At 59.3% G+C, this 25,211-nt stretch carries 33 protein-coding genes and 1 pseudogene; 26 read left to right on the forward strand and 8 right to left on the reverse strand.

What is annotated here, in order from left to right:
* Positions 1 to 122 precede the first annotated feature (122 nt).
* Positions 123 to 1,535, forward strand: coding sequence for a hypothetical protein (locus BV82_RS10150; RefSeq protein WP_145997590.1), 1,413 nt, complete (start codon positions 123 to 125; stop codon positions 1,533 to 1,535).
* 53 nt (positions 1,536 to 1,588) lie between these two features.
* On the opposite strand, the gene BV82_RS10155 is transcribed toward BV82_RS10150, so the two are convergent.
* From BV82_RS10155 to BV82_RS10190, 8 genes are all read right to left on the reverse strand, one after another.
* The gene (locus BV82_RS10155; protein ID WP_036994559.1) at positions 1,589 to 2,656 is read right to left on the reverse strand and encodes a tyrosine-type recombinase/integrase; all 1,068 of its coding nucleotides are present in this window, start codon (positions 2,654 to 2,656) and stop codon (positions 1,589 to 1,591) included.
* Between the two features lie 3 nt (positions 2,657 to 2,659).
* Positions 2,660 to 2,902, reverse strand: a complete 243-nt coding sequence (locus BV82_RS10160; protein WP_081839632.1) for a DUF4224 domain-containing protein — start codon at positions 2,900 to 2,902, stop codon at positions 2,660 to 2,662.
* Positions 2,902 to 3,267, reverse strand: coding sequence for a hypothetical protein (locus BV82_RS10165; RefSeq protein ID WP_244993537.1), 366 nt, complete (start codon positions 3,265 to 3,267; stop codon positions 2,902 to 2,904). The genes BV82_RS10160 and BV82_RS10165 overlap by 1 nt, the downstream gene beginning before the upstream one ends.
* Entirely contained in the window at positions 3,264 to 3,668 is a 405-nt protein-coding gene (locus BV82_RS10170; RefSeq protein WP_036994560.1) for a hypothetical protein, read from the reverse strand. Before BV82_RS10170 ends, BV82_RS10165 begins: the two co-directional genes overlap by 4 nt.
* Entirely contained in the window at positions 3,665 to 4,042 is a 378-nt protein-coding gene (locus tag BV82_RS10175; protein WP_036994561.1) for a pyocin activator PrtN family protein, read from the reverse strand. Before BV82_RS10175 ends, BV82_RS10170 begins: the two co-directional genes overlap by 4 nt.
* A gap of 158 nt (positions 4,043 to 4,200) precedes the next feature.
* Positions 4,201 to 4,485 (reverse strand): phage antirepressor KilAC domain-containing protein, encoded by a 285-nt coding sequence (locus tag BV82_RS10180; RefSeq protein ID WP_036994564.1) that lies wholly within the window; start codon positions 4,483 to 4,485, stop codon positions 4,201 to 4,203.
* Positions 4,486 to 4,494: 9 nt separating this feature from the next.
* Positions 4,495 to 4,806 (reverse strand): hypothetical protein, encoded by a 312-nt coding sequence (locus tag BV82_RS10185; protein WP_036994566.1) that lies wholly within the window; start codon positions 4,804 to 4,806, stop codon positions 4,495 to 4,497.
* 253 nt (positions 4,807 to 5,059) lie between these two features.
* Entirely contained in the window at positions 5,060 to 5,821 is a 762-nt protein-coding gene (locus BV82_RS10190) for a S24 family peptidase (RefSeq protein ID WP_051636729.1), read from the reverse strand.
* Between the two features lie 100 nt (positions 5,822 to 5,921).
* On the opposite strand from BV82_RS10190, the gene BV82_RS10195 reads away from it, so the two are divergent.
* The 25 genes and pseudogenes from BV82_RS10195 (at position 5,922) to BV82_RS10310 (ending at position 25,131) form a co-directional block, all read left to right on the forward strand.
* On the forward strand, positions 5,922 to 6,179 hold the full coding sequence (locus BV82_RS10195) for a transcriptional regulator (RefSeq protein WP_036994567.1): 258 nt from the start codon (positions 5,922 to 5,924) through the stop codon (positions 6,177 to 6,179).
* A 321-nt stretch (positions 6,180 to 6,500) separates the two neighbouring features.
* Complete coding sequence (locus tag BV82_RS10200; protein ID WP_036994568.1) at positions 6,501 to 7,019, forward strand: phage regulatory CII family protein; 519 nt, start codon at positions 6,501 to 6,503, stop codon at positions 7,017 to 7,019.
* Between the two features lie 43 nt (positions 7,020 to 7,062).
* Positions 7,063 to 7,230, forward strand: a complete 168-nt coding sequence (locus BV82_RS10205) for a TraR/DksA C4-type zinc finger protein (protein WP_244993546.1) — start codon at positions 7,063 to 7,065, stop codon at positions 7,228 to 7,230.
* Complete coding sequence (locus BV82_RS10210) at positions 7,220 to 9,436, forward strand: VapE domain-containing protein (protein WP_036994570.1); 2,217 nt, start codon at positions 7,220 to 7,222, stop codon at positions 9,434 to 9,436. The genes BV82_RS10205 and BV82_RS10210 overlap by 11 nt, the downstream gene beginning before the upstream one ends.
* Positions 9,433 to 9,792, forward strand: coding sequence for a PA0613 family protein (locus BV82_RS10215; RefSeq protein ID WP_036994571.1), 360 nt, complete (start codon positions 9,433 to 9,435; stop codon positions 9,790 to 9,792). Before BV82_RS10210 ends, BV82_RS10215 begins: the two co-directional genes overlap by 4 nt.
* Positions 9,793 to 10,302: 510 nt before the next feature.
* Positions 10,303 to 10,650 carry a phage holin family protein gene (locus tag BV82_RS10220; protein ID WP_036994572.1) on the forward strand — a complete coding sequence of 116 codons (348 nt, stop codon included), beginning with the start codon at positions 10,303 to 10,305 and terminating at the stop codon, positions 10,648 to 10,650.
* 136 nt (positions 10,651 to 10,786) lie between these two features.
* Positions 10,787 to 11,311 carry a terminase small subunit gene (locus BV82_RS10225; RefSeq protein WP_036994573.1) on the forward strand — a complete coding sequence of 175 codons (525 nt, stop codon included), beginning with the start codon at positions 10,787 to 10,789 and terminating at the stop codon, positions 11,309 to 11,311.
* Complete coding sequence (locus BV82_RS10230; RefSeq protein WP_317620809.1) at positions 11,232 to 13,241, forward strand: phage terminase large subunit family protein; 2,010 nt, start codon at positions 11,232 to 11,234, stop codon at positions 13,239 to 13,241. The genes BV82_RS10225 and BV82_RS10230 overlap by 80 nt, the downstream gene beginning before the upstream one ends.
* Positions 13,242 to 13,253: 12 nt before the next feature.
* Entirely contained in the window at positions 13,254 to 13,469 is a 216-nt protein-coding gene (locus BV82_RS10235) for a hypothetical protein (protein WP_036994575.1), read from the forward strand.
* A gap of 2 nt (positions 13,470 to 13,471) precedes the next feature.
* The gene (locus BV82_RS10240) at positions 13,472 to 15,079 is read left to right on the forward strand and encodes a phage portal protein (protein WP_036994578.1); all 1,608 of its coding nucleotides are present in this window, start codon (positions 13,472 to 13,474) and stop codon (positions 15,077 to 15,079) included.
* Between the two features lie 2 nt (positions 15,080 to 15,081).
* Positions 15,082 to 16,302 (forward strand): S49 family peptidase, encoded by a 1,221-nt coding sequence (locus BV82_RS10245; protein ID WP_036994579.1) that lies wholly within the window; start codon positions 15,082 to 15,084, stop codon positions 16,300 to 16,302.
* A 15-nt stretch (positions 16,303 to 16,317) separates the two neighbouring features.
* Complete coding sequence (locus BV82_RS10250) at positions 16,318 to 16,668, forward strand: head decoration protein (protein WP_036994580.1); 351 nt, start codon at positions 16,318 to 16,320, stop codon at positions 16,666 to 16,668.
* 11 nt (positions 16,669 to 16,679) lie between these two features.
* Positions 16,680 to 17,711, forward strand: coding sequence for a major capsid protein (locus BV82_RS10255; RefSeq protein ID WP_036994581.1), 1,032 nt, complete (start codon positions 16,680 to 16,682; stop codon positions 17,709 to 17,711).
* Between the two features lies 1 nt (position 17,712).
* Positions 17,713 to 17,895 carry a hypothetical protein gene (locus BV82_RS10260; protein WP_036994582.1) on the forward strand — a complete coding sequence of 61 codons (183 nt, stop codon included), beginning with the start codon at positions 17,713 to 17,715 and terminating at the stop codon, positions 17,893 to 17,895.
* Between the two features lie 2 nt (positions 17,896 to 17,897).
* Positions 17,898 to 18,218 (forward strand): head-tail joining protein, encoded by a 321-nt coding sequence (locus tag BV82_RS10265; protein WP_036994583.1) that lies wholly within the window; start codon positions 17,898 to 17,900, stop codon positions 18,216 to 18,218.
* Positions 18,215 to 18,877, forward strand: a complete 663-nt coding sequence (locus tag BV82_RS10270) for a hypothetical protein (RefSeq protein ID WP_036994584.1) — start codon at positions 18,215 to 18,217, stop codon at positions 18,875 to 18,877. Before BV82_RS10265 ends, BV82_RS10270 begins: the two co-directional genes overlap by 4 nt.
* Positions 18,870 to 19,400, forward strand: a complete 531-nt coding sequence (locus tag BV82_RS10275; RefSeq protein ID WP_036994585.1) for a hypothetical protein — start codon at positions 18,870 to 18,872, stop codon at positions 19,398 to 19,400. The genes BV82_RS10270 and BV82_RS10275 overlap by 8 nt, the downstream gene beginning before the upstream one ends.
* A complete protein-coding gene (locus BV82_RS10280; RefSeq protein WP_036994586.1) occupies positions 19,397 to 19,957 on the forward strand; it encodes a phage baseplate assembly protein V in 561 nt (186 codons plus the stop codon). The genes BV82_RS10275 and BV82_RS10280 overlap by 4 nt, the downstream gene beginning before the upstream one ends.
* A 337-nt stretch (positions 19,958 to 20,294) precedes the next feature.
* Positions 20,295 to 20,513 carry a hypothetical protein gene (locus tag BV82_RS10285; RefSeq protein ID WP_051636731.1) on the forward strand — a complete coding sequence of 73 codons (219 nt, stop codon included), beginning with the start codon at positions 20,295 to 20,297 and terminating at the stop codon, positions 20,511 to 20,513.
* Positions 20,514 to 20,517: 4 nt separating this feature from the next.
* Entirely contained in the window at positions 20,518 to 20,844 is a 327-nt protein-coding gene (locus BV82_RS10290; protein ID WP_036994587.1) for a GPW/gp25 family protein, read from the forward strand.
* A complete protein-coding gene (locus tag BV82_RS10295; RefSeq protein ID WP_036994589.1) occupies positions 20,841 to 21,722 on the forward strand; it encodes a baseplate assembly protein in 882 nt (293 codons plus the stop codon). Before BV82_RS10290 ends, BV82_RS10295 begins: the two co-directional genes overlap by 4 nt.
* A gap of 1 nt (position 21,723) precedes the next feature.
* Positions 21,724 to 22,329, forward strand: coding sequence for a phage tail protein I (locus tag BV82_RS10300; protein WP_036994590.1), 606 nt, complete (start codon positions 21,724 to 21,726; stop codon positions 22,327 to 22,329).
* Positions 22,326 to 22,797: pseudogene (locus tag BV82_RS26705) on the forward strand (phage tail protein); the annotation flags it as partial. The gene BV82_RS10300 and the pseudogene BV82_RS26705, both read left to right, overlap by 4 nt.
* Before the next feature lie 1,625 nt (positions 22,798 to 24,422).
* Entirely contained in the window at positions 24,423 to 24,671 is a 249-nt protein-coding gene (locus BV82_RS26710) for a gp53-like domain-containing protein (RefSeq protein ID WP_420831749.1), read from the forward strand.
* A 10-nt stretch (positions 24,672 to 24,681) separates the two neighbouring features.
* On the forward strand, positions 24,682 to 25,131 hold the full coding sequence (locus tag BV82_RS10310; RefSeq protein WP_036994592.1) for a phage tail assembly chaperone: 450 nt from the start codon (positions 24,682 to 24,684) through the stop codon (positions 25,129 to 25,131).
* Positions 25,132 to 25,211 lie beyond the last annotated feature (80 nt).

Consider the following 25,211-nt stretch of genomic DNA (forward strand, 5'->3'; position numbering starts at 1 on the left):
TCTGCTCTCGGTTCTCTTGTATAATCTATACCTCTCATCATACTGCTTAGCTGTCAGCGCTAGACAGCTGTAGTGTCAAATTGATATCGTTCGGATCCAATCGTCAGTTTTGGTGGGTCCTGGTGAAAAATATCAAGTCTTATTTCCCATTAAGTGCAGAGACAAAAATCCAAGATTTCTTTCAGGAATGCATTAACTGGATTCTTGACTCCCCTCATACTTTTTTTGCCCAGGAGGAGTTTGCTGGATTTAATTCGACTATCGAATTTTCTCGGCAAAAAGGCAGAGAACTTATTGAGTATTCGTTCTCTGAATCGAAGGATCTTTATATTTCTTCGCTTCGCTATTCTAAGTCAGATGGGGCCGTAAAATATATTACTGAGGTTTCGGCGCGCAAATGCGATAAGATCTTCTGGGTAAGCGTCATATCTAGTGTTGTTACTGAAACTGCTTCAACTACATCTATTGAGGGTGTAAGGTTAAGGAAGTCATTAATCGCTATTCGTCTCATAGATCGTTTTGGTGGAGGTGATGATGGTGATTTTCCTATCAGTATACATCCGATTTGGCTTAAAGATGATGCGACGTGTCGGGAGATTGCCAAGCGCGTAATCGTTGGCGATAATATAAGCTTGCTTCCTGTTGTTTATGTCAGTGCCAATTTAAGTGATCGGCACGCACTTATCCCTGATAGATTGGCTCGCAAGCTTTGCGGCATGGCTCATGTCATGGTGGAGCCAAGCAGAGATTTCTCGCATAGTATCAGACGTGATGTTTTCTCTCGAAATGTATATGGTGGGGCTGTTGGGATATACTGGCCTAATGGCACTGGAGTTTCATTATGTCGAAGGGGGCTAAATGAGGCAAAAGTGTTCGAAGATAAAATTTTCGAGACGGTCTCTGAAGCGCTTTCTTTTTTAATCCCACCTGTTAAGTGTAGTTGGGATGAAGTTGGTCACGTAAAAAATAGAATTGCTATTGAGCATTTGCGGAAAGAGGGGGCTTCGGCGCAGGATGCAAATGAAGTTCTAGCACTCTATGAGGCTGACACTAATGCTACTATCACTGCATTGAGCAAAGAAATAGAGCGGTTAAATAGTCTCATTCGTTACTCGGAATCTATGCGCCCTGTTCAAGGTGGTATTCTCATCGACTCGGGGGATGAGGATGATTACTTTGAGGGCGAAATACTCTCCGTAATCTTGGATGCGCTAGATGATTACCTGAAGAAGAGTGCCCGACCAGGATCTAGGCGTGAGCATTTGTTAAAGTCTATACTTGATAGCAATGAGTCTAACGGGGTGCGTGAGGAGAAGTCTCGCTCTTTGAAGGATGTATTGCGAGGCTACCGTGAAATGAATAAAAAGGTAAGGGATGTATTCGAGGAGCTCGGCTTCTCGCTAACGAGCGAAGGCAAGCATTGGAAATTGACGTATCAAGATGACGAGCGTTACACATATGTGCTGCCCAAAACTGGTAGCGATTATCGGGGCGGGTTAAATGCCGGGGCTGATATAGTAAATATTGTTTTCTAATTTCTTCTCATGCATTGCCGCTGTAACTTTAGCGGCAATGCAATTATTTTTCCCTATCGAGTTGGTTTCACCGATTCTCCAATCCTACGGTAGACGGTCTCTGTAATTCTTTTGTCTGTATGTCCGAGAAGGCGGCTTGCATGGGTTAGGTCTCCAATTTCGCTAGCTGCCTTTGGTCGAATGTCTCGAAACTGAAATTTTCGAATTTCTTCTGCCAGTAGTTCATCTTTTCCGTCGCGTGCGTTATGGGTTGCGAATTTCCTTGCGTCGTCAAAACGGAGCCTCAGCATAGATGCACTGACATTTCTACCTTCGCCGGTGATGATCAAGTAGGGGTTGCGGGCGCCCCGTTCCTTACGCTGCTTTAAAAGGCGTTCGACAAGTCGTCCAAGCTCATTTGTCTGACCGTTTGTTTCTAGTTGTATTCGCAACTTTTTGGATGTCTTACCCTGAGCCACTTGGAGATGGCCGTCGACGCAATCGGTTGCTCGCATAGAGAGCACATCAGCTGGCCTTTGTCCGGTTAGGTATGCCAAATCCATCGCATCCCGAAGCTCAGATACAGCGCATGAATAAACTGCATTCCAGATCTCTGGACTTGCATAGAAGTCACGTGGTCTTTCCTTGTTTTTACGCACGCCGGCTGCAGGATTCTCCCGCTCAGTGATGCCCCATTCCCGGGCCATGTTGTAGATGTGTGATAGAAGGGATATCTCACGGTTGGCGCGCACCTTGCCCGAACGTTTGTCCCGGTACTGAGCGATGATCTGAGGGGTGATAGCATCGATAGGTGCATCGCTGAATGCAGCGCGAAGTTGCTTCAGCGACAGCAAGTTGTCCTTCTGGGTCCTTGGCATCTTGCCGGGAATAACATCACGCTCATAGCGATTGAATACATCCCCAAGCAAGCGCACGATTTTGGGCACGGCCTTGCGATCAAGCTTGGCCCACTCCATTTTCGCCACGTCTAAGTCTGTTCCAAGCGGGATCTCGATTCGTCTGCCATTCTCGTCGCGACCGTCATAGTAGTAGCCTACCCATTGGGCCCCGCTTTTGAGGGTGCGTACCCGCCGCAGCATTCGCGGCGGCAGGTCACGGTTGGCAGCTTTCTTGATGCGCATTGATCAGCTCACTCGTGCCAAATCTAAGGTCCAGGTTTCAGCTACGGCACTTGAGGCTGATGGCTTGATGCCGGCAAGCTTCAATCGTGCATAGACACGGCCTACCACGGGGCGGCTGGCAGCAGTGAGTACGTGCTGCCAGCCATTCCGATTGAGCCATTCGATCTGGCGAGAGGGCGTCAGGTAGCCAGTGATCGCTGCAATCTCCTCATCGGCCAGTATTTCGCTTGTGAGGTTGGTTGGCATTAGATGCTCCCCGGGTGCTTATACCCCTTGGCAGGCTGCGCGTGCGGGCGATCTGAAGCGATGAGCGTTGTGTCAGCAGGCGCTGCCTGGCGCAGCCTTCCATGGGGTATCAGTCCCTCAGTGGTGCTGCTGACTGGAGAAATAATGCCTGCTGCTGCGCAGCAGAGACTCTTTATCTTCAGCGTGTCGATGCTGGCAGCATTGCAGAGCAACGCGGTGACGGACTTGTGATCTGTCTGCTGAGGTACGGTGCCGCGCTCCTCCGGAGGCAAGTGCTGTGTCGATCCTTGGTGAGCGGCGCGCCATGCTCCAGCGCAGTGCACGCCGGAGAGAAGCAAGCCGGGTAGGTGGTGGGCGCGATTCATGCGGCTTGCTCCTGTTCAATTGGGGCAATCAAGGCGGCCATGGCTAGTGCGTGGTTGCGAAGGGTTCGCGCGTCCCGCTCAAGTTTCTTGCCGGTTTTGAAGGCGCTAAAGGTCTCAGCTGCGATACGCAAAGTCTCGGCGATCTGCTGTAGGTGCGTGTGGTGGTCCTTGAACGCACTGGCGTCCTGCAGCTTTTTGCAATGAGCTGCAAGGCGTCCATGATCGTCCCGAAGAAACTGTAGGGATGCCTCGAATTTGCTAATGGTTTTCTCCTGGTCGGCAAAGGTGCGTGCACTTCCACGCACAATTCCTTGGCGCATACCGATGATGTAGGCGTAGGTAAATAGGCCAATAACGAATGCGCAGATGACGACCAGGGCGATGATCTGTTCTTGAGTCATGAGATGTTGCTCCTTGTGGTGTGTGGTCCGGTGGTGGCGGCCTTGCTGGGTGTACTGCTGGGTTCTGCTTCAGTCGTTAACCGGGCCTGTTCTTCATCGGCCTGGTGGGCTCGGATGTCGATCAGCGCGGCCACATGACGGATGTGGGCGAATTTCAGTGCTTTGCGGCTACTGTCCAGAGTGGTGACGGGCAGTTGGATGCGCCCACTGTTCAGTTGATCCGTGAAGGACTGTTCGTTGAGGTTGCGGAAGTACTGCACGCGGACTTTGTCCAATGGAATCAGCACATCGCCAAAGGTGCGATAGAGCAGTTCCACTGTGGTTGACTCGGGCGCGTACGGCAGGCGCAACGGCATTTGCGTTTTAGTGCTCATCAGGCTTCGGGTTCTCCCTGAGCTTGTGGCGTGACGGATGGCTCCAGGTGACCTCGCAGTGTTTCCGCACCAGGTCTCGCAAGTGCTCGGGAACCTCAAGGAGCGCAGCGTTGCGCTCCTCTCGGCTTCTCAAAGCGAGGATCTGGCGGGCGTATTGCCTAGGCCACATGGCGGAAGTCTTCCGGTGGTGTCGGAAGTTGTAGGTTCAGTTCTTGGGCAAGCCAAGCGATGCCGGCCTGTTTTACCCGCGTCGATTGGCTGTACTGCATGCCGACCTCAGGATGAAACCAGCTGCCTTCTTTTGCGCGCAGGTACTCCCGATCCCTGGTTGGGTAACGGGGCAAATTGCGATCATCGATCAACTGCTTGTCACGCATGTGTGCGATCAATTTTGGACGGCTAATGCCGAAGTACTTGGCTGTTTGAGCAAGTGTCCGTTCCATGGCTCACTCCTATGCTGCTGCGATTAGCAGTTCGCGAGTAATCCCGGTATCAGCTGTGTCGAGCCTGCCGTTCGCAATAGCTTCAAGGTTATCGGCCACCCGGTTGGCGTTCGATTTCGCGTCTAACGGCAAGCAGATACTGTTTAGCGTTGAGCCCATGCGAATGACTATGTGAAGGTGTTGGGCGCTACGCTCGGTGTCGACTGTGGCGTGTACGGTACGACGGGATACCTTGTCATAGAGCGCATGGTTGAAACGGCCGGTGAGACTCATCTGCGCCTTCAGGCGAATGAAGGACGGTTGACGGAGTGCATAGCTCATGCTGCCTGCCCCCCATCATTCGGGCCCATGGGACGGGCAGGGCAGGTCTGCGAGTTACGTTTGACAGTGACAAACGCGCAGCCGCTCAGCCTTGCGAGCCGACGGGTTTCAAAGATCAGGTAAGTGGATGCCGCGGCTGGGTGGACGTGCAGCGTTGCTTTTGTGGTGTGCATGGTGATGCCTCAGCTCTGTGGTGGAGAGATGAGGCAAAATTAGCAACAGCTAAATTATTATGCAATAGCAAATGCTAAATTTAGTAATCTAGGTGTTTAGAAGCCTTGAGAATGGCAGCTAAGAAGTGAATTTTTGCGACGAACCGCTCATCAAGAAAGGTGGGTGGGGAGCCATCGCTAATGCTATCGAACCTGTACTGACCCTCTCGATGGTAGATGTACTCCTTAACCATCGCTTTACCATCTACGGTGGTGACCAGCACTTCATCACCCGTTCGGTATGGACAGCCAGGTTCGATCAGTACGTATTCACCATTTTTGATCCTAGGATGCAGGCTGTTACCAACCACTTTCAGACTGTATGCGCTGGCATCGGGGCTAACTATATCGATATAGCCTTCACCTTGTTCTGATGGAAACTCCAGGGCGTTGAAGTGGCCTGAGGGGTCAAGAATCGCCTTGCCAACAACTGGAACGGGGGCTGCAGGGAGCTGATCTGCATTCTGGCGTTCATTCACAACTCGCTGGGCTGTTTCATTGATCGAGCCATTAAAAAAAGCTGGGTGAGGGAGGGCCGGGGGTTTCAACCCGAGTACAAGCCATGCCCTGGTGATCCTGTCTTGATCTGCTGCCGTGTAGCTACCCGAGGTCAGTATTTCGGCAGGAATACCCAGCTTCTTCGTTAAGTTGGTAGCAGCGCGATCTCCCAGCGTCCGATGACCATTCAAGATTTGTGAAAGGTAGGAAGCGTCAACGTCGGCATGAGCGCTCGCAAAGTCCTTCAGCTGGTTTTCGCCGATGAGGGCTTTGAGAATGATGAGGCGTTTTTCATAGATATCCATCTGCAAATCATGTCCGTGACGTTAGCGCGATGTAAATTACGTTGCGCTATTGCGACGTTGATTAGCGTTTGCTAATCTCGCCTCGAATTTGGAGGTGAATATGAATCTTCTCGATTACATCAAAGGCTTGAGCAGTGCTCAGGTTGAGGCGTTGGCGGAGGCTTGTAAGACCTCGGCCGGACAGCTCAAGCAAGTTGCGTATGGCAATCGTCGCGCCAGTGCTGGGCTTGCTATTGCGATTGACCGCGTGACTGCTGGACTGGTGACCTGTGAGGAGTTGCGACCCGACATTGATTGGCCATACCTGCGCAGGTCAGCGCCGCCTGATTTGACTCTTGGGGGTGTGCAAGCTGCATAGAAAAAAGGCGACCCAAAGGTCGCCTAATTTCCCCCGGTAGCACCACCACAGCGCTATCGGGCCGCGTAAGGGTAGGCGGGCACACCACATGCATCCGCCTACCTTGACCGCGTAACCCTGGCACGGATGCCAGGGTGTTGCCGCCTTTCTCCACCACAGATAGGGCGGCTTTTGCGCCAGAGGTTGTCGACGGATCGACGCCTCGGCACGGTGCCGGTTAGGTCTAGTGGACCACCCCGGCGTTTGGGCCCTTTCAAGCCACGCGGCAAATGTACCACCACTACATGCCGCTGGCACTGGCAACCTATAAGGATTAATGCCATGAGCCGAACTGCTCTGAGTTGTGTCGAGCGCGCCAAGCGGGAAATCTTGCCGCTCGATCTCGCGCTGTATCACGCTGTGCGTGATTATCCAGGCGGTGCTGCTGCCATCGCTGCCACCACCGGTCGTAACTCCACCACCCTGCAGCACAAGCTGTCACCAACTCACCCCAGCCACGTGGTCAACATCCAGGAGTTTGGCGAGATTCTGGAGCTGACGAAGGATCGCCGGATCCTGGATGCGGTGCACGCCCTGGTCGGCGATACGATCTGGCAGGAGCTTTCCGGCGCCTATACCGAAGACATGCCCGAGACCCTGACCATGGGTATCGCGGTCTTCTTTCGGCAGGTGGCCGACCTCTCGGAAACCTGGGCGCGCAATATTGGCGATGGCAAGGTCGATGACCACGAGTTAGCCGAAATTCAGCACCAGGTCTTTCGCGGCATTCAGGGGTTGCTGGGGATGTACAACCGCGCCCGCTACGTCAACCAGACCACTCGGGGGGCTGGCCGTGGCTGACATCGCTGATATTGGAAATGACCGCGCTCAGTGGCACCTCGACATGGCACTGGCTGCCCACAAGGCGGTGCCACTGAAGGCGTCTCTCAAGGACTGCATCGATTGCGATGATCCGATTCCCGAGGCCCGCCGACTGGCGGCCACAGGCTGCACTCGTTGCGCAGAGTGTCAGGAACTGAGCGAGAAGATGGGGGCTCGGTATGCTGGATAAGGTTATCGATCAGCTCGCGGATTATGGACTCGAGCCTGAGCAGCCCCTTGCCTTCGGCAAGCTGACCCGCTGTAAGGCGCGGCAAGACAAGGGCAAGGAAAAGAACGGCTGGTACGTGCTCCACGAGCACCGGACGGAGAAGGGCACCACCCTGATCTTCGGTAGTTTCGGCGATTGGCGGACAGGGGAAACTCAGAAGGTCAAAACCGATGGAGTGCGGCTGACTACTGAAGAGCGCGAGGTCATGCGCGCTCGCCAGGAAGACGCCAAGCGTCGTGCTGCCGAAGTCGCGGCCAATGCAGCGCGCAGGGCAGCCAATCGGGCATCCGCATTGTTCAAGCGGATGCCTGAGAAAGGGCGTAGCACCTATCTGGACCGCAAGCAGATCGTTGGCTTCAAGGTTCGATACGCACCGCGTACAGGTGCGTTTCTGGTGCCCATGCAAAACGCTCAGGACCAGATTGTTGGCCTGCAGGTGATCTACCCAGACAAGCAGGAGAGTACCGGTCGCGACAAATCCTATTGGCCAGCGGGCATGGCCAAGGATGGGGCATTTCACTTGATCGGGGGCCATCCTGAGCCGGGCGAACCGGTCCTGGTATGTGAGGGATACGCTACCGGCGCAAGCCTGCACATGGCGACTTCGGAGGCGGTGGCAGTCGCTTTCGACGCGGGAAATCTACTCGCGGTCGCCAAACTCATGCGCGAGCGCTTCCCTGGTCGGCCGATCATCCTCTGCCGCGATGACGACTGGAAGACCACACGCCCGAATGGCGACCCTTGGAACCCAGGGGAAGAGAAAGCCAATAACGCGGCCTTAGTGGTGGGCGGCCAAGTGGTCGCCCCGATCTTTTCCGGTGAGCGAGAGGTGAAGTGGACCGACTTCAACGACCTGCACTGTGCCGAAGGTCTTGAGGCTGTGCGCCGCCAAGTGATGGCGGTGATCAAGCCTCCTGCTGCCGGTGGCTGGAAAGACATGCTGGCCCGTAGCGAGAGCGGCGCCCTGATTGCGCACATGCAGAACGTTGAGCTGATCTTGAGTAACGACGAGCGCTGGACCGGAGTGATCGGCTACAGCGCCTTTAGTTCAAAGATCGTCAAGCTTCGCGCAGCTCCCTATGGCGGTGAGCCTGGTGACTGGAGCGACATCGATGACACGCGGGTGATGAAGTGGTTGGCCCAGCAGTACAACCTGCGCGTCAAAGCCACTCATGTGATCGAGGCGGTCAGCGTTGTGGCGCATGACAACGCCTTCCACCCGGTCCGTGAGTACCTGGCAAAGCTCGAATGGGATCGCGTACCGCGCCTCGGCGTCTGGCTTCACAAAATCCTGGGCGTCACCCTCAACGACTACAGCGCCAAGGTTGGCAAGCGCTGGATGATATCGGCGGTGGCCAGGGTCATGCGCCCAGGATGCAAGGCTGATACGGTGATGATCCTTGAAGGTGCCCAGGGGGCGGGTAAGTCAACGGCAATGAGCATCTTGGGCGGTCAGTGGTTCATGGACACGCCGTTCACCCTCGGCGACAAGGATGCGTTCCAGGCCATTCGTGGTAAGTGGATTGTCGAACTGGGGGAGCTAGACAGCTTCAACAAGGCAGAAAGTACTAAGGCCAAGCAGTTCTTCTCGGCCTCTACCGACACCTATCGCGAAAGCTATGGCCGTAGAACCAGCGATGTGCCACGCCAGTGTGTTTTCGTGGGTACCACCAACCAGGACGAATATCTCAAGGACGCCACAGGGAACCGACGGTACTGGCCGGTTGCGTGTATCAAGGTCGACCTCGACAAACTTCGCGAGGTCCGTGACCAGCTATGGGCCGAGGCCATGTTTTGCTACTTGGCTGGTGACATATGGTGGGTGACTCGCGAAGAGGAGGAGATGTTCTCCAAAGAGCAGGAGGAACGCTTTGTCGTTGATGAGTGGGAAGGGCCGATTCTGGAGTGGCTGGAAGCTTCGCAGATTGGCGAAACCACAACTGGCGGAGAGTTGTTGAGTCAGGCTCTGAAGCTCGACTCCGGCCATTGGGGGAAGCCTGAGCAGATGCGCGTGGGCGCGATCATGCACCGTCTGGGATGGCGGCGAAAGCGCATGCCGCCTTTGCCGAAGAGTGGTATCCGGCCCTGGGCTTACCAGAAACCCAAGGGCTGGGGTACGCCGAGCGAACTGGAGCAGTCGGTACCGGTCAAGGAGGCTTGCTTTTGATCAAGCACATCGATGAAATGCTCAAGCTTTGGGCCCAGGAGCTGCACACACCGGAGTTCTGTGGCGGCTCAGGGGGTGGTAGCATGCTGGCCCTGTTGATGGACTGCAAAGGCGAACTGATTCGCGGGACCCGAGGGAGTCGGGTACTGCTGGATGAGTCAGCGGATATCGAGATCATCGTCAACAAGCACCTGGCACCGGAGCTATATCTTGTGGTCAAGGAGCACTATTGCAACCGAGACAGCTTGTTGTCGCAGAAGTACCAGCACTGTGGCTGTAGTCGCGACACGTATTACCAGCGCCTGCATACGGCGCATGTGTGCATTGAGGGCTTGCTTATGGGCAAGGCGGCATGACTCGCTCTGTTATGTCCCGCCACCAATGCAAAGTCCTGCCATGCCCTCCGGTGGCGGGACTGCTGCAACCCGTGTTAGTCGCGGGCTGTCCCACCGTCCCACCTCCCTACACATGCACACGTATAGGGCGCATGCGTGACGTTACGCGCGCATGGCGCGCAGCGTGTTATTAAATTCTCTCTATACACGAGAGAAGGGTAAAAATAGTAGGACAGTGGGACAGACCCGATATTGTCGAAGGTTGCAGCGTCCCACTGTCACCAACTCCCTTGGGACCTATGGGACAACACCAAACGAGAAGCAAGCCGGGCAGGTGTATTCCCCCTACATTCGCCAGACATTCTCAGGGCGTTTACCCCATATTCAGGGGTGGCATTAAAAGTCGCTTGCTGCCACCGGAATCGACCTGTAAAAAGTACCCATCTTCGAGACGTGCGAGCGCGCAAAGCGACTCTCACACCACACCAAACCCGGCCATTGAGCCGGGTTTTTGCATTCTGGGGAGTAGCGATGACGAGCGAGCAGCAAACGCTGATTGATATGCCTATCTGGATGGTCATCGTACTGGCCCTGGTCGGCGGGGTGTCCGGCGAGATGTGGCGGGCAGACAAGGCCGGTGCCCGAGGCTGGGGATTGGTACGCCGGATTGCCCTGCGGTCGGGTGCCTGCATCGTCTGCGGGCTCTCGACCATCATGCTCATGTACTCCATGGGTGTGTCGATCTGGGCTGCGGCGTCCATTGGTTGCCTCACCGCAATGGCTGGTGCTGACGTGGCAATCGGGTTGTACGAGCGCTGGGCCGCCAAGCGCCTGGGCGTCTGCGATGTGCCGCCATCGAGCGGCGGTGCAGGTCAGTGACCCAGGCGGGGTGGGGGTGGGGCTGCCGATTTTCTGGGTCCTCCCCCTGGGCCGCCCCCTACACGGGTACGGGGACTCGCGGAATCTCTGCAGCTGAGGTGTGTGCAGGGATGTCCGTCTTTTCAAGGACTTAGCAATGGGAAGGACAGTCAGCAAGGCCGAACTTGGTGAGATCGTCGGTCGAGATGAGCGCACCCTCAGCCGCTGGCAGAAGGACGGAATGCCGGTGATCGAGTTTGGCGTGGGGCGCGGCAACGAAAACCAGTACGACACCCAGGCTGTGATCGAGTGGCTTATGCGCCAGGCTGCGTTGAACGGCAAGAAGGAAAGCACACGGGATCGGCTAGACAGGCTACGCGGCGACCGCGAAGAGCTGGCGCTGGCCAAGGACCTGGGCGAAGTCGTGATCGAGGCAGAGATGGTTTCCCGCTTCGAGGCTGTCATTACCGCCGCCAAGATCGAGCTGCTCAACACTCTGCCGGATGAGTTGTCCGCAACCTTGTCCGCGCAGTACGGCGTCCAAGTTGACGACCAACTGATCCGCGAGCCCATCGAACTAATACTCAGGAGGTTGTCCGCGTATGACGAGGATGACGATGATCCCGAATGGGATCCTGACGAGCCGGACGATGAGGAGGGCTCTGAAGAAGACGGCGAGTAAGGGCATCAGCCGGGCGTGCCGAAAATGGGCGCCGCCACCACGAATGAGCATCATCGAGTGGGCCACCAAGTACCGTTACCTCTCAACTGAAGAGGCCGGCAAGCCTGGTAAATACCGCTTCGATGTCACGCCTCACCTGGTCTGGCCGGGTGGCCCGCTGGAAGCTTTGGACGATCCGAATGTGTTCGAGATCGTTGGTCGCAAGTCCGCCCAGGTGGCCTGGACCTCAGGGGTGATGGGTAACGCCATCGGTAAGTGGATCGACCTTGATCCGTCCCCGATCCTGATTCTGTTTCCCAAGGCCGAAGCGGCCAAGCAGTACGTCGCTGAAAAGCTGGAGCCGATGATCGCGGCGACCAAGCGCTTGCGTAAGAAGGTCGACCTGCGCAGCCGTAAGCTGCAGCAGCGCCAGGACTTCAAGCGCTTCCCTGGCGGCTTCCTCAAGATGGTCGGATCAAACAGCCCCTCCAGCGTGAAGTCCACGCCGGTGCCTCGGGTCGCGGTCGAAGAGCCAGATGACTGCAACCTCAACCTACGGGGGCAGGGGGACAGTATCAAGCTGGCCAAGGAGCGCCTCAAAACCTTCCGGCGGTCCAAGATCATTATCGGTGGCACGCCTACCATCAAGGGGCTCTCGGCGATTGACGCGGAGCTGGAGCTGTCGGACAAGCGCATTGGCCTGGTGCCATGCAGTGGCTGCGGTCAGTCGCATGCGCTGAGCTTCGAGCACCTGCATTGCGACGAGGATCCCAGCTATCACCACGAGGTATATGGCAAGCGTCGGCCTGAAACGGCGTACTACGCGTGCCCTCATTGCGGCGAGATCTGGGACGACCACCAGAAGAACGCCAACCTCCAGCACGGCCGTTGGGAGGCTACCGCCGAGTTTCGGGGTATCGCGGGTTACATCCTCAATGAGCTGTATGCCACGTTCCACGGCTCTCGATTCGAAGTGCTGATGGAGAAGAAGCTCCAGGCTGAACACGCCGCGTCGAACGGCAACCACGGCCCGATGATCGCGTTCACCAACAGCCAGATGGGCGAGTGCTACGAGTACAAAAGCAATGCGCCCAAGACGGACGAGCTGGAGAAGCGCGCCGAACCTTACGCCGAGTTGACCGCGCCGAAAGGCGTGTTGTTGGTTACCGTCGGCGTGGACGTTCAAGGTGACCGCCTGGCCCTGGTGATCGTGGGCTGGGGCAGGGGAGAAGAGTCCTGGCGGCTGTACTGGGGCGAGTTGGAGGGCAATCCGATCGATCCCCACGATCCGGTATGGATTGAGTTGGACAAGATCATCGCCACGCCGATTGCCGCCGAGGGAGGCGCTCAGTTGGCCGTGTCAGCGGTGAGTATCGACAGCTCCGACGGCAACACCAACGATGCGGTTTACACCTACGTTCGGGATCGGCAGCGCTTCAACATCATGGCGATTAAGGGCGCATCGATCGACAGCCGGGACCGGGAGATCTTCACCAAGCCGGCTCAGTCAGCGGACACCAGCCAGGACAACACCAAGGCCGCCAAGTACGGGCTGCGGGTCTACATCGTTGGCACCCACAAGGCCAAGACACTGATCGATGGCCGTATGCGGCTCTCGGGCAGTGGGCCCGGCCGCATGCACTGGTACAGCGAGATTCGCGCTGATTACTACGAGCAGGTGACCAACGAGGTGCTGGCGCCGCACCCGCGTCAGCCCAGCAAAATGGTCTGGCAGAAGAAAGCAGGGCGGCGCAACGAAGCCCTGGACTGCGAGGTTTACGCCTTGCACGCGGCGCGCAGCCTCAAGACCCACCTGCTGCGCGATCACGAATGGGACCAGCTGGAGCAGCAACAGCTTCAGCCTACCCTCTTCAACACTGAGCAGGCGGTAGCGCCGGTGCCGCGCCGCGCAGTGACTCGCGGGCGTGGCACTCGGAGCCGCGTCAGCTAATCGAGGTTCACCATGACAGAAGCACAACAACGCCTTGCGGAAGTTCGGGCGGCGATCTCGGCCGTCCTGAAAAACGGCCAGCGCCTGCGCCGGGCGGATCGTGAGGTCCAGATGGCAGAACTCAACAGCCTGCGTCTGCTGGAGAAACAGTACGCCGAGCAGGTCGCGGCTGAGGCGGCTGCGCTCCAGCGCCGTGGCCGCAACCGCGTTTCGTACGTGAGGGTTTGAGCATGTGGCCATTCAAAAAGCCTGAGCGAGCTGCTGACCTCCTGATGCGTGAAGCCCTGAAGCTTGCCAAGGCTACGGTGGGTGGCCAGCAGATCGTTGCCCAGGGCGGCGGTGGCGGAGTCGAAACCCGATGGCGCGGTGCCTCGCGCATGCTCCGTAGCATGGCCAGCTGGCTCCCAGGCTTGGGCAGCCCGCGCCGTGACTTCAACCAGAACGAACGGCGGATGTTGGTGGCTCGCTCCCGCGATGCGATGCGCAACCACCTGATCGCCCGTGCGGCGATCACCCGGCTGCGGACCAATGTGGTCGGTACCGGCCTGGTCTGCCGTGCCCAGGTCGACCATGCGGCGCTCGGTATCAGCGAAGAGGCGGCGGACGACTTGAACGGTGAGCTTGACCGCCTGTGGTCGTTGTACGCCGACGATCCACGGGAGTGCGATGCCGAGGCCACGCTCAACCATTACCAGCTCCAGGCGTTGGTCCTGGTGTCGTCAATGGCCGCTGGCGATGTGTTCGTGGCCAGCCCGGACCAGGAGCGCCCCGGTTGCATCTTCAGCACCCGTTTGCAGTTGATCGAATCCGACCGGGTCTGCAATCCGAACAACGGGATGGACCGAGTTGACCTGGTCGATGGCGTCGAGTTCGACGGGCTGGGTTCGCCCGTGGCGTATCACGCGTGCACCGGCTATGTCGGCGAACACCTCGCCGGTAAGCCCCTGAGCTGGGAACGGCTGAGCGTGTTCGGCGCTGAGACAGGCCGCCGCCGCGTGCTGCATGTAATGGCGGACAAGGAACGGCCCGGCCAGAAGCGGGGCATGCCTTATCTGGCTCCGGTGCTTGAACCCTTGCAGAAGCTCGAGCGCTACGCCAGTGCCGAGCTTATGGCGGCGGTGATCTCGGCCATGTTCACCGTGTTCATCAAAAAGAGCAGCGACTTCCAGCCAGGCAACCTGCCGATGACGGCTTTGGCTGAAGAGAGCCCAGGCGGGGATGACACCACCGACGGAGAGTTGGCCCTGGGCGAGGGCGCTGTGGTTGATCTCGGCGTGGGTGAGGAACCGGTGGTGGCCAACCCCGGTCGGCCCAATGCCCAGTTCGATCCGTTCTTCACCGCTGTGGTGAAAGAGATTGGCGCCGCCCTGGAACTGCCATTGGAGGAGCTGCTGTTGCACTACAGCAGCAGCTACAGCGCTGCCCGCGCCGCGATGCTGCAGGCCTGGCGCTTCTACAGCCTGCGCCGCTGGTGGCTGGCCTGCGACTTCTGCCAGCCCAGCCGCGAGTTGGTCATCGATGAAGCGGTGGCCAGGGGTCTGATCGATCTGCCGGGCTACGGCGACCCAGCCAAGCGCAAAGCGTACTGCCAGGCCATCTGGATCGGGCCGGCGCGTGGTGCCATCGATGAACTCAAAGAGGCCAATGCCGCTGGCAAGCGCATCGAGATCGGCGTCAGCAACGAAACCCTGGAAACGGCAGCAATGACCGGTGAGCCCTGGCAGCAGGTGTTCCGCCAGCGTGTGCGTGAGGTCGACCAGCGCCGCAAACACAACCTGCAGGCCCTGCCCAAAGGTGGGTTGGAAAACCCGCCTGAGCCCAAAAACGAAGAGGATTAAGCATGCCGCGAGCACTTGAGCTGGCTGCCTCGCAGCCCTGGCTGATGCTGCCCGACGCCCTGGACAACCTGTTGGCCATCTCTGATCGCATGGGCGATCCGGTGGCACTAGCGACCAAGCGCGGCGAGCGGCTGGAAGAAACCCGCAGTGTCAGCCTGCGCAACGGCGTGGCGGTGGTACCGGTCATAGGGCCGATCTTTCGCTACGCCAACTTGTTCACCGAGATCAGCGGCGCGACCAGCACCCAGGTCCTGGCCACCGATATCCAGCGCGCCTTGGATGACCCGAAGGTCAAGGCCATTGTGCTCAACATCGACAGCCCTGGTGGCGTGGCGTCGGGCATCAACGAACTGGCCGAGATGATCTTTGCCGGTCGCTCCCGCAAACGCATCGTCGCGTACATCGGCGGCACGGGGGCGAGCGCAGGTTATTGGATCGCCTCGGCAGCCAGCGAAATCGTCATCGACGAGGCCAGTCTGGCGGGCAGCATCGGCGTCGTTGTCGAAGCGGTTGTCGAAAACGAGTCGGCCAGCGGCCGCAAGCGATACCAGATCGTCAGCCGTAACGCCCCGAACAAGCGCCTGGACCTCTCCACCGAGGAAGGGCGCAGCAAGCTCGGCGAGACCATCGACGCCCTGGGCGATGTCTTCGTGAGCAAGGTTGCCCGCAACCTGGGTGTCGATGCCGAGACAGTCCCCGAGATGGGCGACCACGGCGGGTTGCGTGTCGGCGCTGATGCCGTCAAGCACGGCCTGGCCCATCGCGTGGGCTCGTTGGAAGCCCTGATCACCGAACTGGCCAAACCGGCCATCACCTCCACAAGGATACACACCATGACCACCGTCAAGACCACGGCAGACCTGCGTGCGGCACTGGCTGCCGGTACCGACGTCAACACCATCGAGATTGCCCAGGCCGACCAGCCGGACATCACCTCGATCCGTACCGAGGCTGCTACCGAAGAGCGCGAGCGGATCAAAGGTATCAACGCGCTGGCCAGCAAGGGCTTCGAGAAGGAAATCGAGGCGGCCATCGATAACGGCAGCTCTGTTGAAGCGACCGCGCTGGTGATGTTCAAGGCCGCACAGGATCGCGGTATTTCGCTGGCAAGCATCAAGAGCGATGCCCAGGGCGTTACTGGAGCCACCCCTAGCGGCGACGGCAAACAAGGTGAACGCAAGGCCGCCGTCAGCGCCATTGTTTCAGGCGCCTCGCGCCGTTAACTGGAGACAACACCCATGAGCAACCCCAAACGCACTACCTACCAGCCACGGCAGTTGTCTGCGGGCGACTTCCCCATCGCGATGGATACCGGTGTCATTGCTGCAGGGCAAACCTTGAGCTGTGGCGCCGTCCTGGGCCAGGTCACGGCCACCAAGGAATACCTGCTGAGCAAGGCTACTGCCGAGGACGGGTCGCAGGTACCGACTGCGATCCTCGACCAGGACGTCGACACCACGGGTGGCGCCAAGAACGCCCCGATCCGCCTGACCGGCCAAGTGCTGGGCAGTCAACTCACTCTCGGCGAGGGCCTGACCCTGGCCGCCGCAAAGGTCGCGCTGCGACCTCTGTGCCTCTTCATTCGCTGACCGGAGCCCCCATGACCGATATTTTCGACACCCTGACCATGCTGGACGCCGTCGAGCAGATGAGCCTGCCACGGCGTTTTCTGATGAATACCTTTTTCAACGGTGCCAACCCGGTGACCTTCGGTACCGAAGCGGTGACCATCGACATCGTCAAAGGCCAGCGCACGATGGCGCCGTTCGTTCACCCTTCGCTGCCGGGCAGCATCTCGCTGCGTACCGGCTTCAGCAGCGAGACTTACACCCCGCCATACATCCAGCCGAAGCGTAAGACCCGTGCCGAGCAGATCCTCAAGCGTGCTGCCGGTGACAATCCCTTTTCTGCCCGTACCCCTCTGGAGCGTGCCGGTGAGCAACTGGGGCGTGACCTGGCCGAGCTGGACGAAGAGATCACTCGTCGCGAAGAGTGGATGTGCGCTCAAGCGCTGAGCACCGGCCGCGTTCGTGTAGTGGGCGAAGGTGTGGATGACACCATCGACTTCCTCATGGAAGACAGCCACAAGGTCACCCTTGCCACCGGGCGCTGGAACAGTTCGGACTCTGACCCTATCGGCAACCTGCGGCAGTGGAAGCGGCAGATAGCCAAAGACTCCGGCCGCACCGGCAACGTCGCGGTGCTCAGCGGCGAGGCCCAGGACGCGTTCCAGCGCAACGAAACTGTTTTGAAACAGCTCAACAGTCGCCGCGTCGATATGGGCTTGATCAAGCCGGAGCTGCTGCCCGACGGCGTGACTTACCTGGGCTATCTGAACGACCCAGGCATCGACCTGTACGTGTATGACGAGTGGTACCTGGACGATGAGGGGGACGAACAGCAAATGGTACCTGCCGGTGGTTTGATCCTTGGCGCTACTTCGACGCGTAACGCGATGTTGTATGGCGCTATTCAGGACATCGACGCCATCGAGAGCGGCCTGGTGGAGGCGGTGCGCTTCCCGAAAAGCTGGGTCACCCCAGATCCGAGCGCACGTTGGTTGAAGCTGCAGAGTGCTGCACTGGCCGGCATGCTGGAACCCAACGCTTTCCTCTACGCGAAGGTGGTGTGACATGGCGGCGAAAATCGAATACGTCGTGGTAGACGGTTGCGTTCAGGACGGCAGCAAGATCTACAAAAAGGGCGAAACCTACGCGCCGCCCAGCAAGGAGATCCTTGAGCTGCTGCTCGGTGAAGGCAAAATCGCGCCTCGCGGGAAGCTCCCCGCCAAGGACGAACAAGACGACGGTGAGTAACCATGGCCTTCCGTGACCAAGTGGCGGCGATGGACGCGCAGCTACTGGAGGTTCTGGGCGATGAGGCGATGATCGAAGGGCGTGACGAGCCGGTGCCGGGGTTCTTCTCGGCTCCGTGGCTGCAACCCAAGATCGGCCGCATCAACACCGGCGTGCGCGAACCGGTCTTCGCGGTACGGATCGCAGAGGCGAACGGTATCAAGGAGGGGCAGCACCTGGTCTGCCTGCTCGCTCCTGAGGATGGTGGTGGACGCTATGTCATCACCAAGCGGGAGCCGGACGGTACGGGCTGGATCAACCTGATATTGCGGGAGGTTCGATGAGCGTTGGCAGCTATCAAAAGCAGTCGGCGAGCAGTGGCCTAATCAGTCTGCAGGCCGACCAGTCGGACCTGAAGGCGTTTGCCGACTTCGCTGCTTTAGTACCCAAGGCAGCAGCCGCCGCCCAGCGCCGGGCGATTAACAGAACCCTGCGCTGGTTACGAACGCATGTCGCCCGGGCCGTTAGTCGGCAGGAGAAAATCGCCGTTGGTGCGGTGCGGCAGCGTTTGCGAGCTTACCCGGTCGGCGGCAACGGCCATGGCAAGCTGTGGTTCGGTATCAACCCGATCGAGTCCAGCCGCGCTGGCCGACCTCGGCAAAGCCGGACGGGCGTTTCGGTGGCGGGGCGCCGCTATGAGGGGGCGTTCTACCGGAGAGTGTATGGCGGTCAGCCAGACATCTGGATCCGCACGGCCAGCAAGCACTTCAAGGCCAGCGACTACCCCGACAGCGAAGTCTCTGGCGGTGGTGGTGCGAGTTCGGGTTGGATCAGTGAAAACGGCAGCCGCTACCCGCTGGCCAAAGCCAAGATATCCCTGGATGACGTGCGCCCGCACTTCGAGCGCTGGACCAAGCAAGCGCATGAGCACCTGTTGAAGGTTTTGGAGCAGGAGCTGAACTTTGAACTACAAAAGTACCTGCGAGGATCTGCCCGTGTCTGAGGATGAGTTCAACCTGGAGCTGTTTTATCAAGCCATCGAAGAACATATCGACCGGGCAATCCCTGGTTTGGCTTGTGTTTGCACTATGCCGTACATGAAGGAACGCCTAGATCTGCCAGCGGCAGTGATCGAGTTGGCAGGTTTTGAGCCCGGCCTCGATCAAGGCACGGGGGAAACGGCACTGATTGCCCGCCTGGAAGTGCGCTTCATCGTCGCTGGTGAGGATGTGGAATGCCAGCAGAAAGCCGCATTTGCGGCGGCGCAAATGGCAGTGCTGCTGCGCACTCAATCGTGGGGGCTGCCGGTCGACCATGCCGAGTTCGTGAACTCGGCGCAGGACTGGACCCGACCCGAACTGGACAGCTGCGCAGTGTGGGTTGTCGAGTGGACGCAGGGCATCTACCTCGGCGAGGAAGAGTGGCCGTGGCCCAACCAACCCCCTGGCTCGCTGGTCTGGGGCTTCAGCCCCAACACCGGCCCTGGCAGCGAAGGCAACTACCAACCGCCGGAGGCCATGGAATGAGCTACGCAGTTGCAGCGCATGACCGCATGCTGGCCGGTCTGATCATTCCGTGCCGGGTGGTGGCGGTTGATCTGGCTGCCGCGCTGGTGCGGGTTTCTGATGGTGCGGGTTGGACCAGCGCCTGGGTCCGCTGGCACAGCCAGGCCGCCGGCAAGGCTCGGCACTGGCGCTCGCCAAGCCTGGACGAGCAGGGCGCCTTGATCAGTCCAAGCGGTGAGCCGGCGCAGGGTACGTTCGTGCCAGGGCTGTACGGCAATGCCGGTGCCCAGCCGGACAACCGCGAGCACGTAGAGGTATGGCGTTTCGAAGATGGCGGCTCCTTGGTCTACGACTGGCAGGCCAACAGCTACACCATCGAACTGCCCACGGGGACCGCGACAATCAAGGTCGGTGGCAGCACGGTGGTAGTCACGGATGGTGCAATCGCTGCGACGGCCACCAGCATTACCTTGGCGGGCCAGGTACAGATCAACGGGTCGCTGAGTGTGACCGGCGACATCAACGGCGGCGGCAAGATCATCGACACCGGTGGCAATACGGCCAACCACAAACATTGAGTACTCAGTCATGGCTGAAAAGATGACAGCGTCGGATTTTGAACTTGCTTGGGTTTTAAGCCCGAACAGGCGAGATAATCTCGGTGATCACCCCTTAACCGGAAGGCGCAACGATTCGAAGACGTTGGTGCGCCTTGTTCTGGTTGAGGGTGTTGCAATTACAGAAGTAGCGTACCGATACGGCCTTAGAGGATGCACAGTAAGCCGATTGAAGGAATGTGTTAGCGAGGTAAGAAATCAAATTCTGGTACGTGTTGGCTGACGCTCTTCCATAGGAGCTATTCATCGAAGTTTTTTAATGCCCGCTTTTTGCGGGTTTTTTGTGCCTGGAGGCATCATGGCCAAAGAAGCAAACAAGCAGATAGAACCCCCGTTGGCCGTTCCACAAGCGGCAGCCCAGGTGTACCGCGACACGGTCTTTACCTCCCGCGTGTTGATCCTGCCGGACGGCCGCTCCCTGGCAGTGACCGGGGCGCGGGTGATCGCCGAGGCAGGCGACTCCGTCGCCCAGGCCTACTTGGGCAAACACCCAGACCTGAAGCTGCAGCCGGAGTAACCCCATGATCGGAATGGATCGCCACACGGGTCAGCCTGTTTCCGGTCTGGCGCATCTGCGGCAGTCCATTGCGGACATCCTGACCACACCGTTGGGCAGTCGGCGTATGCGCCCCGAGTACGGCAGCCAGTTGCGCCGCTATGTAGACCTGCCGGTTAACGAGGGCTGGAAGAGCGCGGTGCAGGCTGAAGTGGCCCGCGCCCTGGGGCGTTGGGAGCCACGTTTGAGGCTGGAGCGGGTGCGGGTGATCGCCGTTGTCGGCGGGCAGATCACCCTGCAGTTGACCGGCCTGTACCTGGGCGAAAGCGCAATAGTTGAGGTGACGGCATGAGCACCATCGAATTGACGGCGTTGCCCGCGCCGCAAGTGCTGGAGGACCTCGATTTTGAGGCGGTGTACCAAGAGGAGCTGGCAGCCTTCCGCCAGTTCATGGGGGACAACTGGAGCGCCAACCTGGAGAGCGACCCGGTGACCAAGCTGCTGGAGCTTGGTGCCTACCGGCGCTTGCAAAACCGGGCACGGGTCAACGACGCAGCCAAGGCGCTGTTGTTGGCCTACGCCCAGGGCAGCGACCTGGACCAGTTGGCCGCCAATGTGCGGTTACAGCGGCTGGTGGTGCAGGCCGAGGACTTGACCGCTGTGCCGCCGGTCCCGGCGGTGCTGGAAGCGGACGACGCTCTACGGGAGCGTATCCAGCTGGTCTATGAAGGGCTGACCACTGCCGGGCCGCGCAACAGCTACATCCTGCATGCGCGCAACGCCTCGGGCCTGGTCGCCGACGCCACCGCCGAAAGCCCGTCACCGGCCACGGTGGTGGTAACGGTGCTGGGCCTGGAGGGCGAAGGCCAGCCCGGCCCCGAACTGCTGGAGACGGTACGGACCCGGCTCAGTGACGACGATGTGCGCCCGGTGGGAGATCGGCTGGTCGTGCAGGGCGCGCAGATCCTGCGCTATCGGATCGACGCGGTGGTGTACATGTCCGGTAACGGCCCGGAGATCGAGGCAACGTTGGCCGAGTGCAAGCGCCGTCTGCTGGCCTGGGTCAACCCTCGGCGGCGCCTGGCCGTTGAAGTCGCCCGCTCGGGCGTGGACGCCCAGTTGCACATTGCCGGGGTTAGCCGGGTGGAGCTGACGAACTGGACCGACATTCGCCCGACCAAGTCGCAAGCGGCCTGGTGTGAAGGGATCACCGTCAAGCGGGGGAGTTGAGATGAAGAGCCTGCTGCCGCTCAACAGTACCCCGCTCGAACGCGCCATTGAGGCCGCGACGGACGAAGTCGCCGAGGTGCCGTTGCGGGTGCTGTACAACCCCGACACCTGCCCAGCTCACCTGCTGCACCAACTGGCCTGGGCCTGGTCGGTGGACCGCTGGGACGAGGCTTGGCCCGAGGCTATCAAACGCTCGGTGATCCGCTCGGCGTTCTACGTGCATGCGCACAAGGGCACCATCGGCGCCTTGCGCCGCGTGGTCGAGCCGCTGGGCTACCTGATCGAAGTACGGGAGTGGTGGGAGACGGTGCCCCAGGGCGTGCCGGGCACCTTTGCCCTGCAGGTCGGGGTGCTGGAAACCGGCATCACTGAGGAGATGTATCAGGAGCTGACGCGGCTGATCGATGACGCCAAGCCGGTCAGCCGTCACCTCACCGGGCTGGCGATCACCCTTGCTACCAGCGGTTACCTGCGCCTGGCGATGAGCCTGGCCGAAGGTGACGAAATCGACGTGTACCCGCCGACCCCGCGCGACATTGTGGTCAGCGGTACCTATGGCCATGTCGGCCGAGAGCACCATATTGAAACCCTGGACGTGTACTCATGACTGACCAGAACAGCCAGTTCTTTGCCATTCTCACCGCCGTGGGGGAGGCCAAGCAGGCCAACGCCAGCGCCCTGGGCGTGCCCTGGACCTTTTCCCAAATGGGCGTCGGTGATGCCAACCTGACGGACCCGGTGCCGTCTCCGACGCAAACCAAGCTGATCAACGAGCGCCGCCGGGCACCGCTCAATCAGGTCAAGGTTGATCCAGGCAACCCGAACATCATCATCGCTGAGCAGGTGATTCCGCCTGACGTGGGCGGCTGGTGGATTCGCGAAATTGGCCTGTACGACGCGGCGGGTGACCTGGTGGCGGTGGCCAACTGCGCGCCCAGCTTCAAGCCGCTGCTGAGCCAGGGCACGGGAAAAACCCAGGTGGTACGGCTCAACATCATCGTTACCAGCGCCGCCAATGTGCAGCTGAAGATTGACCCGTCTGTGGTGCTCGCGACCCGTGAGTATGTGGACACGTCGATCTTGAACGTACTGCCGAAAAACAAGGTTCCCGGCACGTACACCAAGGTCCAGATCAATGAGCGCGGGATTGTGACCGAGGGCAGCAACCCGACGACCCTGGCGGGCCATGGCATCGTCGATGCCTACACCAAGACGGCCAGTGATTCCAAAGTACAGGCCGCTGTCGACGGCATCGTCAACGGCGCGCCGGGTTTGCTCAACCAGTTGGATAAGATAGCGCGAGCCATCGATAACGACCCGAACTTTGCCGGGACAATGGTCAACGCCCTGGCGGCCAAGGCGGCCAGGGCCACCACCCTGGCGGGCTACAATATTGCCGATGCCTTCACCAAGGCGGAAACCAACGCGGCCATCAAGGCGACGGTCGACGCCCTGGTCAACGGTGCGCCGGGGGCCATGGACCAGCTCAGTGAGCTGGCCGCCGCCATGGGCAACGACCCCAACTTTGCCACCACCATGCTGAACCAGCTGGCTACCAAGGCTGCTTTGGCGAGCCCGGTTTTTACCGGTGACCCAAGGGCCCCGACACCTGCGGCCGGGGACAATGACACCAGTCTCGCCACGACGGCCTATGTCCAGACTGCGATCAACGGATTGCAAGCGGTGGACGTGTCCGGCTCAGGCACGATCACGCTGAATGCCACTCAGGCCGGTTCAGCAATCATTTACCTGCATGGGGCTTTGACCGGGGATCGCACGGTGGTCCTGCCGACCCGCTGGGGGCTGTATGTCATTCGGAACGCCACCAATCAGCCGTTCAAACTAACGGTCAAAATGGCGACGGGGACTGGCGTCGAAATTACCCAAGGGTGTGTCAGCGGCATTATGACCGATGCCACCAATACCCTGCTGCAGCAAACGGACTTTAACAGCCCGATCTTGACCGGTGACCCTCGGGCCCCCACGCCCCCTACAGCAGACAATGACACCAGTATCGCGACCTCGGCGTTTGTACGAAACGTCCTGGCCTCGCTCGGTTTAGGTGATGTCAGCTCCAGCGCCACTATCGCGGATATGGACGATGTATCCATCCCCTCGGGCCTCTACTATGTAACCCCCTACACGTTGCACTCCCCCGAAGGTTTGCAGGGGGCAGTCATTCACAAAGTGTATGGAGGTGGAGGTTTCCAGCTGCTTTTCCCTTACTCAGTCCAGCGCGTCTTGTGGCGTCGTCGTGGGGGAAGCCAGTGGATGGATTGGGACGAACTGTCACCGAAACGCACGACCCTAGCGGGCTACGGTATTGCCGATGGGTTACGTGCCCAGAGCGACCAATTTCCGGCGTTCAACTCGAAAAACCCAGGGCTGGACTACAAAGACGGTGCCATTCAGATTCGCGAAGCGGGCAAGGTGGCCGCTGCGCAAAGTGACATCTTGTTTGCCCCAGCTATTACGTTTCACTGGGCTGAGCGGGTGTTCAAACACCTGCTGATGAGTGCGGCCGGTGACTTGCATTGGGGGGCAACGGGAAAGATTATCCATACCGACAACATGGGGCCTATGTTGTTTGCCTTGATGGGCGCGGCCAACCCAGCAGCAGCTCGTAACGTGTTTGGCATTACCAATACCTCAAGCTTTGGCGCCGGGAGCGGTTGGTGGCGGGATGGTCAAACGGGCTTGATGATCCAATACGGCACGGTGCTGGCTCAGGCCGAAACCGTCTACCCGGCGACGTTCCAAACCGCTTTCCCCAACTTCTGCCTGATGGTCATTCCGACGACCTTGAACGGTGCGACGGGTGACGACGACGCCTTTGCTCGGGTTATCTCCTGGACCCGCCAGAACGTATCGCTAAAGGCTGAGTACGGCACCGGTACCGGGCATTCGCCGGCAGCGCGAAACATTGCCTATCTCGCTATCGGTTACTGAGGCTTACGCTATGAGTGAACACGTTTTCTCCCCCGGTGAACTGGCGTTCTACCTGGTGGAGCTGAAAGACCAGTATGAGTCGGCCGCTAGCTGGCCTGTCGATGGCGTCGCAATCACCGCCGAGCGGTATGCCCAGGTGCGCGCCGAGGAATCCCAAGGGCGGGTGCTCTGCGCCGATAGCAATGGCCAGCCGATCACCGTGGAGCGTCCGCCGTTGTCGATTGAACAATTGTCAGTCATTGAGCGGGCTTGGCGTGATGAGCAATTGGCCGCTACGGACAGCCTGGTGGCCCGCCACCGCGACGAACAGGAGATTGGCCAAACCACCCTGAGCGCTGAGCAGTACCTGGCGCTTCAGGTGTATCGGCGCGCCTTGCGCAGTTGGCCGCAAGCCGAGGTGTTTCCCGAGGTCGTGGCGCGCCCAGCGGCGCCGCCCTGGCTGGCTGAGCAAATCCAATAGAGCCCCGCACTGTCGGGGCTTTTTCTTTCCCGCAACACCTCTTGAGGGCCCTGCACTGCAGGGCCTTTGCCTTTCTGGAG

The sequence above is a fragment of the Pseudomonas donghuensis genome (assembly GCF_000696345.2).
GTDB lineage: Bacteria > Pseudomonadota > Gammaproteobacteria > Pseudomonadales > Pseudomonadaceae > Aquipseudomonas > Aquipseudomonas donghuensis.